Origin of the sequence: Croceitalea marina (assembly GCF_042684265.1) — a bacterium.
GTDB lineage: Bacteria > Bacteroidota > Bacteroidia > Flavobacteriales > Flavobacteriaceae > Croceitalea > Croceitalea marina.
This window is the reverse complement of record NZ_JBHULB010000004.1, coordinates 1-9,835: the sequence shown is the minus strand read 5'-3', so window position 1 is coordinate 9,835 and position 9,835 is coordinate 1. Positions and strand designations below refer to the sequence as shown.

At 37.9% G+C, this 9,835-nt stretch carries 3 protein-coding genes; all 3 read left to right on the top strand.

The features are described from left to right. Positions 1-1,874: non-ribosomal peptide synthetase (locus ACFSQJ_RS00980; protein ID WP_377764878.1), on the top strand; the 1,874-nt coding region annotated here is incomplete at its 5' end. 3 nt (positions 1,875-1,877) lie between these two features. After that, positions 1,878-7,520, top strand: coding sequence for an amino acid adenylation domain-containing protein (locus ACFSQJ_RS00975; RefSeq protein WP_377764877.1), 5,643 nt, complete (start codon positions 1,878-1,880; stop codon positions 7,518-7,520). Between the two features lie 22 nt (positions 7,521-7,542). After that, on the top strand, positions 7,543-9,835 hold a 2,293-nt coding region (locus tag ACFSQJ_RS00970; protein WP_377764876.1), incomplete at its 3' end, for a type I polyketide synthase.

Here is a 9,835-nt window from a genome sequence, read left to right as displayed (position 1 = left end):
TACTCCAAGAGTTTAACGACACCAAGGTTGATTTTCCAAAAGATAAAACCATAGTCGATTTATTTGAAGAACAGGTAAAAAAGACTCCAAACAATATTGCCGTAGTGTTTAACAAGCAAGAATTAACTTATAGTGAGTTAAATGAAAAGGCAAATACTGTTGCACACTACCTAAAAGAGTATGTTGGCATACACCCTGGCGATTTAATTGCAATTCATCAGACCCGATCCGCGAAAATGATCATATCCATTTTAGGAATTCTAAAGGCAGGAGGTGGCTATGTCCCGATAGATACTGATTATCCTGAAGCTAGAATAAACTACATGCTAGAAGATTCGAAACCAAAGGCGGTTATTGGTGAAAAAACAGATGGAATTTTTATCGATATAGATAGAATCCTTAAAGCTGAAATTTCTAAGGCAAAAACAGACACCGCTGTCAATGACGAATTGCCAATTTATGTTATTTACACATCTGGTTCTACCGGGAATCCCAAAGGTACCGTGATAGAACACAGAAACTTTGTCAATTACATATCATGGGCAAAGAGATACTATTTTGATGATGATAAGACAGGTAATTTTGGACTGTTTACATCAATATCTTTTGATTTAACAACCACCTGTATTTTTCTATCATTATTAAGGGGAAAAACATTAGAAGTGTTTAAACAAGAAGATACACTTCTAGATATCTCAACTAGGATATTTAAAAGCGAAACTATTGACTCTGTAAAACTGACTCCATCTCATATTTCATTGTTAGCCGAACTTGGGTTAAAAAGCTCTCAAATGAGTTTAGCTATTGTTGGTGGAGAAGAACTGCGCAACGATCAGGTTCGGACCTTAAAGGATATAAACAAAGATATAAAGATTGTAAACGAATATGGTCCCACCGAGGCTACAGTGGGTTGTATTGTAAAAGAAATTCAAAGTTCAGAAGAGCCAATAGCTATAGGAAAACCCATAGCTAACGCTCAGATATTTATCCTGGACAACAACTTGAATTTAGTACCCATAGGTGTATCTGGAGAGTTGTGCATCGCTGGAGCGGGATTAGCAAAAGAATACCTTAATAAATCCAAATTAACATCGAACAAGTTCATAAGAAATCCATTCATTGACAATTCCAATTCAAGAATATATAAAACAGGTGACTTGGCAAGATATCTACCGGACGGTAATATAGAATTTCTTGGTAGAATTGATAGCCAAGTCAAAATAAGAGGATTTAGAATAGAGCCTGGTGAGATAGAAGCCGCTACAAATACAATCGCCACAATTACTGATTGCATCGTTACTGCAAAGGAAGATGTAGGTGGCCATAAAAGATTAATCGCATATGTTGTCTCAGATGAAGAACTCAATGTGCGGGAAATAAGAGAAAACTTGTCAAGAATCTTACCGGACTACATGGTACCTTCGTCATTTGTGCGTTTGGAAACAATACCATTGAATACGAATGGAAAAGTGGACAGAAATGCACTGCCAGACTCAGAAAGAAATATCCAAATAGCAAATGAGTATGTAGCACCGCGAAATGAAATAGAACAGAAACTTGTTGATATCTGGATTAAGGTACTAAATGTTAAAAAAATAGGGATTCACGACAATTTCTTCGATCTAGGCGGGCATTCACTACTTGCAACTCGTGTCATCTCAAAAATCCGAACAGAATTTAATTATGAACTACGCTTAAAAGAGCTTTTTGATAGTAATACCATAGCAACTCTTTCAAAGAAGATTGACATCAGTAAACTAAATCAGGAGTCCGTAACAATCAAAAAGGCAGAAAAAAGAAGTATCGGTCAAATTGCATTTGAAAACGATGCTGCTGACCATCAGGAATCTACTATCGAAGAGTTTAAACTATAAGAAATGATACATACTATAAAATTTATAGAGCGGCTGAATAAAAAGGGAATTATCGTTGATGTCGAAGGTGATAAATTAAAAATAAAGGCTGAAAAAGGTATTATTACCGAAAAAATAGTTAAGGAGTTAAGAGGGAATAAACAAGATATCATCTCTTTGTTTGGAAAAAAGCAGGCTCCTTTATCCTTTGCCCAGAAACGCTTATGGTTTATAGATCAGTATGAACGCAATGCCAATTATAATGTCATTGGAGCGGTTAAATTAATTGGGGAACTTAATCAAACCGTTTTAGAAAAAACGTTTTCAGAAATAATTAGAAGGCATGAGGTTTTAAGAACCAATTTTGTCACTATTAATAATGTAGCTCGACAGCTTATTCATCTAGACTCAAACTTCAAACTTCAAACAATAGATCAAAGTCATTTATCTGATGAAGAAGCCAATAAGGAAATTAAAAGGTTAATCAAGATTGAATCACAAAAACCTTTTGATTTAGAAAGTGATAGTTTGATCCGATTAGTTCTTTTCAAAATAAATGATGATGAACATACGCTGTTCTTAAATCAACACCATATCATATCCGATGGTTGGTCATCTTCTCTATTTTTCAAAGAGATTTCAATATTATATCGAGCATTTAGCGAAGACAAGCCTTGTCCATTAACTGAGCTTGAAATTCAATATGCAGACTATGCCAATTGGCAAGAAGGTCAAATACAAGGCGATGTTTTTAAAGAGCAGGCTGAATATTGGAAAAATAAATTATCAGCTACGAAAATACTTGAAATACCAACTGACAAAACACGGCCTAAGGAACAAACATTTAATGGTGCCAACCTGCAGTTTAGCTTAGATAAAAATATTACAGAAAAGCTAAATAACCTATGCAAAGAAAACGATGTGACATTGTTCATGACGTTATTGTCGGCGTTCAAAGTGTTGCTAAACAAGTATACAGGTCAGGATGACATTTGCGTGGGGAGTCCAATAGCCAACAGAACCAGAAGTGAAATAGAGCCATTACTAGGTTTTTTCGTTAATACCCTGGCGTTAAGAAGCAATGTAAGAAGTGATATTAGTTTCATTGACTTACTCAAACAAGTAAAACAAACTGCACTTGATGCTTATGCTAGTCAAGATATTCCCTTTGAGAAAGTTGTAGATATCATTCAACCTGAGAGAAATTTATCTTATTCCCCATTATTCCAGGTGATGATGGTATTGCAAAACACCCCTCAATCAGAACTGTCTTTTGGTGATCTGGCTTTAATACCAGTAAAGGTAGAATCGACTATTGCAAAGTTTGACTTAACATTAAATTTTACGGAAACAGCGGCAGGACTAGTCGGCGGAATAGAATACAACACAGATTTATTTGAAAAAGGCAGGATTGAAAGAATGATTGGACATTTAACAGTTCTTGTAAGCTCAATTATTTCTAATCCCACAGTTAAAATTTCTGATTTAGATATCCTAACACCTGAAGAAAAGGAGCAAATACTAACAGTACGAAATACTACAAAAACTAATCTTCCAAAGGACAGTTATATTCTTGACAAGAATAGCAGACTAGTTCCGTTAGGTGTTCCAGGTGTATTACACATAGGAGGTGAGCAGGCTGCACAAGAATATTTAAAAACAACAGCATTAGAATTAGAAAAATCCATCGAAAATCCATTTGACGAAGGTGCTGAATCAAGATTATACAAAACAGAAGATTTAGTACAGTATTTACCTGACGGTAATATTGAATTTGTCGGAAAAGTTGACGATCGGGTGAGCATAAGAGGATTTAAAATAGATCTCGGTAAGATTGAAGCAAGGGTACGCGAAATAGAGGTAATTAAAGATTGTGCGCTTGTTGCTAAAGAAGATACTGACGGAAGCAAGAGACTTGTAGCCTATGTTGTTTCAGACAATGGGTTAAATGTAGAGAAATTAAGAAAAGATCTTTCTAAATTATCGCTTGATCATATGGTTCCGTCAATATTTGTGAGACTGGAAAAGATGCCTTTTACTGCGGACGGTCAAATAGACAAAAAAGCCTTGCCAGAACTTGAAGGAACAATTGAACCCAAAGTTGAGTTTGTAGCGCCACAAACAGAGACAGAACAAAAGCTTGCTGTTATTTGGCAAGAAGCCCTGGGTGTAGATAAAGTAGGTATTCATGATAACTTCTTTGAGTTAGATGGGCATTCACTACTTGCCACACAAATATTTTCGAAAATAAAATCTCAATTTAACAGCGACCTACCCTTAAAAGCACTGTTTGAATCACCAACAATAAAACAGCTATCAGAAAAGATAGACACTACGAATATAGCAGTAGGCAATACAGAAACGACCGTGGTAAGTCTTCCTGAAATTGTTCATGATGAAGAGAATAAATATGAACCTTTCCCGCTAACCGATGTACAACAGGCATACTTAATGGGGCGCAGTAACATGTATACACTAGGTAATATTGGCACACATGCTTATATAGAGATCTATCTTGAGGATTTAGATCTTGAAAAATTCAATTACGCCCTAAATTTTCTTATCAAACGCCACGATATGCTTCGGATGGTGATAACGGAAGCTGGTCAACAAAAAATTCTTGCAGAAGTCGAACCCTATAATATACCGTTGCTAAATCTGAGAAATAAGTCTAAGCACGAAGGCGAAGCAGCATTTTATCAATTAAGAAATGAGCTTTCGCATCAGATATTTGACGGCTTCACATGGCCATTGTTTGATATACGGACAAGTAGGTTTTGGGACGGCTCTTATAAAGTCCACTTCAGCATAGATGCCTTGATATTTGATGGAGCCAGTGGGAATATCTTTTTACAAGAATTGATGTTTTTATATAATTCTCAAGTCGAAAAACTACTGCCGATTGGAGTCACATTCAGGGATTATGTAATGGCCGAACAATCAATGAGAGATACAGCATTATATCAAAATTCACGAGATTATTGGTTAAACCGAATTGAGAATTTTCCAGAGAAACCTGAGTTGCCATTGGCAATGTCTCCAAAGAAAATTAAAAGTCCGAAGTTCGACAGAAGGACTTTATACCTTGAGGCGAAAATATGGGATAGGCTGCAATCAAGTATTAAAAAATCAGAAGTGACTCCTACTGTATTTTTTATAGAATGTTTTGGACAGATCATTGAAAAATGGAGCAAGAATAATCACTTTGTACTAAATCTCACCTTGTTCAACCGTTTGCCCTTGCATGAAGACGTGAATAAAGTAATTGGTGATTTTACATCTCTTACAATTTTAGAAATGGACTACCGAACAACTAAGACGTTCATCCAGAGGTTAAAGGCTACTCATGCCCAACTGTGGGACGACATTGAGCACAAGCATTTTAGCGGTGTTGAAGTCCAACGGGAACTATCACGAATAAAAGGGGAGGTTGTAACCTTTCCTGTAGTCGTCACTAGTGTATTAAGTCTTGATACCGGTGAATATAATGAAAGCGAAAAAGCATTTAGACCCAATGAACAAAAGTTGCAACTTTTAGACGAAATACAACAAGATTATTCAATAACACAGACTTCACAAGTTTGGCTTGACTATAAAATAACCAAGTATAAAGGAGGTATCAATATTGAGTGGGACTTTGTAGAGGGCTTGTTTCCGGAAGGTATGATTGACGATATGTTTACGGCATTTGAATCATTGTTACATGCGCTGTCAATGAATCAGGCCATTTGGGGAGAAAGAAATACGATTAGTATTCCAGATGAACAACAGGAATTACAAAATGAAGCCAATGCCACTTCTACGCCTATCTCATCAAAACTGATGCATGAACTATTTGTTGATCAGGTAAGGAATAATCAAAAGCGAATAGCTGTTAAATCAAATGGCAAAGTTTTAAGCTATGGTGAATTATACAATATAAGCCAAAATATTGGAGCTAAGCTAAAGGAGCTAGAGGCTAAACCAAATAAGCTCATTGCCATTTTAATGCATAAAGGCTGGGAGCAAGTGGCTGCAGCGCTAGGCATTCAGTTTTCAGGCGCTGCTTATTTACCCATTGAAGCATCTTTACCGCGAGAAAGAATAACCCGCCTTATCGAAATTGGTCAAGTTGAGATCGTCGTAAGTGTATCCTCTGTTTTTGAGGACTTAAAATTATCTAATAATCTAAAAAAATTAGCACTCGACGAGATAAAGTATGAAGAGACCCTTGAAATTGAACAAGAGTATTATCAGAAATCTGAGGATTTGGCATATGTAATATTTACTTCAGGTTCAACTGGCGACCCAAAGGGAGTCGTGATAGACCACAGAGGAGCTGTAAATACAATATTAGACATAAACAACAGATTTGACATAACAGAAAAAGATAGTTGTTTCGCCATTTCTTCTTTGAGTTTCGACCTGTCGGTCTATGATATATTTGGGATGTTATCAGTTGGTGGGACCATTGTAATCCCAGAGCCATCTGAGCAAAAAGACCCGGGGGCATGGGCTCGTTATATTACGAACGAAGAAATAACTATTTGGAACAGCGTTCCTGCCCTTATGCAGATGTTGGTAGAATATGCAGGTGAAAGAGACTTAGATTCTCCTTTAAGAAAAATCCTGTTAAGTGGAGACTGGATACCTGTGAGTTTGCCCGACAAAATAAAGAGGTTAAGTCCAGATATTGAAGTATTCAGCTTAGGAGGAGCCACAGAAGCTTCAATATGGTCAATCTATTACCCCATCCGTCAAGTGCATCCAGAGTGGAAAAGTATTCCATACGGTAAACCATTATCCAATCAAAGTTTTCATGTGTTAAAATCAGATTTAACTACCTGCCCACTGTGGGTGACAGGTGACTTGTACATAGGGGGTACAGGACTAGCAGTGGGATATTGGCGAGATAAAAAAAAGACCACATCAAGTTTTATTACCCTCCCTGAAACTGATGAGAGATTGTATAAAACTGGAGACATGGGACGTTACCTGCCAGATGGAAATATTGAATTTCTAGGAAGAGAAGATACTCAGGTGAAAGTTCAAGGTTACCGTATAGAACTGGGAGAAATTGAATATGTATTAGAAGAACATGAAAAGATTGAGAGAGCGGTCGTAGATGTTAGGGAAATACGAAACACGAAGAGAATAGTCGCTTATCTAATAGATAAAAATAATGTAGAAAATAGCGACGATTTAAGCGGATTAGAACAAGAATTACGTGGATACTTAGGAGATAAATTGCCCGATTACATGGTGCCATCTCATTATAGTATGATAGAAGCTGTACCTGTCACAGCTAATGGAAAAGTAAATAGAAAAGCACTGCCCGATCCTAAATTAAAAGATGGCCAAGAAGCTATAGAATATAAAGCACCATCAAATGAAGCGGAGGAAAAACTTGTGAAGATCATTCAGGAAATTCTTGGAGATGAACGAATAGGTATCAATGATAATTTCTTTGAATTAGGTCTTACCTCGATCCAGGTGGTGGGATTGAATAGTGCGGTAAAGAAAGAAATGAATATAGAACTTGAAATAGTTGATTTGTTTGTTTTTACAACGATTAAAAAATTGTCAGATTATATAAAGGGAAAAGAATTAACCGAGGATGATAGTAGGAATGATGAAATCGATGCTGGCAAGAAAAACTATAAAAAACTATTAAAAAGAAGAATTTAAAACCTGCAAAGATTAACAAAATATGAAATACAGCAAAAAAACCGGTTTAGAGATAGCAGTTATCGGTATGTCTGGACGTTTTCCAGGGGCAAAGAATGTATCTGAGTACTGGGAAAACTTAAAAGGTGGTAAGGAAGGGATATATAAGTTTTCCGAAGAAGAGTTATTGAAGAATGATATACCATTGGATTTACTGAATGATCCAAACTACGTTAGGGCCAAAGGTTTTATTGAAGATATTGAATATTTTGACAATGAGTTGTTTGGTTATACTCCAGCTGAAGCGATGACAATGGATCCTCAACTTAGGATCTTTCAAGAATGTACATGGCAGGCGCTAGAAGATGCAGGATATATCACAAATCTCGATAGGTACTTAGTTGGAGTATATGCTGGAGCAACGATGAATTTTTCTTGGTTAAGAAGACTTGAAAAATTCGATGCAAAACTAAATCCATTCCAGTTATTATCGCTCAATTTTAGAGAATACTTGACAACACAACTTTCCTACAGGTTGAATCTTAAAGGGCCAAGTGTATCAATATTAACAGCATGTTCAACATCATTAGTAGCTGTAAATAGAGCTTGTAAAGATTTATTAACAGGAGATTGTAATATGGCTATTGCAGGTGGTGTATCAATAGATCTCCCACATAAAAGTGGATATCTGTATCAGGAAGGAATGATCAGTTCTTCCGATGGCCATTGTCGAGCATTTGATCACAATGCCAACGGGACAGTGACCGGAGATGGAGTTGGCGTGGTTATTCTAAAACGATATGATGAAGCTGTAAGAGATGGTGATCATGTTTATGCGGTTATAAAAGGTACAGGAATTAATAATGACGGTAATGATAAAATTGGATTTACAGCTCCAAGCTATAACGGACAGGCAAAAGTTATAAAAGATGCCATTTATATGTCCGAAATAGAGGCGGATAGAATTACATATATCGAAGCCCACGGCACAGGTACAAGTCTGGGCGATCCGATTGAAATAAAGGCGTTAAAACAAGCATTCAATACCGATAAAAACAGGTATTGTGCCATAGGGTCGGTTAAAACCAACATAGGGCATTTAAATACTGCTGCTGGAATAGCAGGGTTCATCAAGACCGTGCTGGCATTAAAACACAAGCAAATCCCTGCGAGCCTTCACTTCGAAAAGCCCAATCCCAAGATAGATTTCGAGAACAGTCCGTTTTATGTGAATACAGAATTAAGGGATTGGGAGGCCAATGGACATTCTCGCGTTGCAGGAGTGAGTTCCTTTGGGATTGGAGGGACAAACGCCCACGTGATATTGGAGGAAGCCCCGGAGCCAGCTCAAACAAGCAAGGGTAGGACAAAACAGCTTTTGGTGCTATCGGCCAAGCATGAATCCTCCTTGCTAAGAAACAAAGAAAACCTTGTCCGGTCTTTACAGGACACGGAAGAGACCAACTTTGCCGACATAGCCTATACACTGCAGGTAGGGCGAAAGGCCTTGGAACACAAACTTGCTGTTGTATGTGAAAACAAAGAACAGGCTATAGAGGCCTTAAACAAGTCCAATGGTGTATATACAGGGTATTCAGAAACCGGGAACAAAGAACTTGTCTTTATGTTCCCCGGACAGGGCGCTCAGTATGCCACTATGGGATACGGATTGTACAAGAGAGAAAAGGTGTTCAGGCAGGAAGTGGACAAGTGTCTTGACATTCTGAGAAGAGAAATGGGCGAAGAGGTGAAAGCCCATCTATTCCCGGATGAGACGGAAGGAGCGGGGAACAGCGATACAATAAACGAGACCAAGTACACACAACCCTTGCTGTTTGCCATAGAGTACGCTTTGGCCCGTCAGCTCATGGCATGGGGCATTGAGCCGGACGTGATGATCGGGCATAGTCTTGGAGAATATGTAGCGGCCTGTATCAGTGGTGTGTTTAATTTGACCGATGCCCTTACCCTGGTATGCAAACGAAGCGCATTGATGGACCAATTGGAAACAGGTTCTATGCTCAGTGTTGCTTTGCCGGAGGACAAGGTCAAGGAGCGCCTTGGTGGGGAATTGAGCATTGCAGCTATCAATAGCCCCAACAACTGTGTTGTGAGCGGACCACATGAGCCGGTCAAAAAGTTGGAAAAAGCCTTACAGCAAGAAGGTGTATTTGTCAAAATATTGAAAACCTCCCATGCTTTTCATTCAGCCATGATGGAGCCAATGTTAGCGGAATTTAAGGAAGCTGTAAAAAGCATTGCCATAAACTCACCAGAGATACCCTATATCTCCAATGTAACCGGAAAATACATCACGGCGGAGCAAGTACAAGACC

Bases quoted from the DNA above. Each gene is read 5' to 3' on its own strand.
- ACFSQJ_RS00975 (WP_377764877.1), top strand. From the start codon at position 1,878: ATGATACATACTATAAAATTTATAGAGCGGCTGAATAAAAAGGGAATT.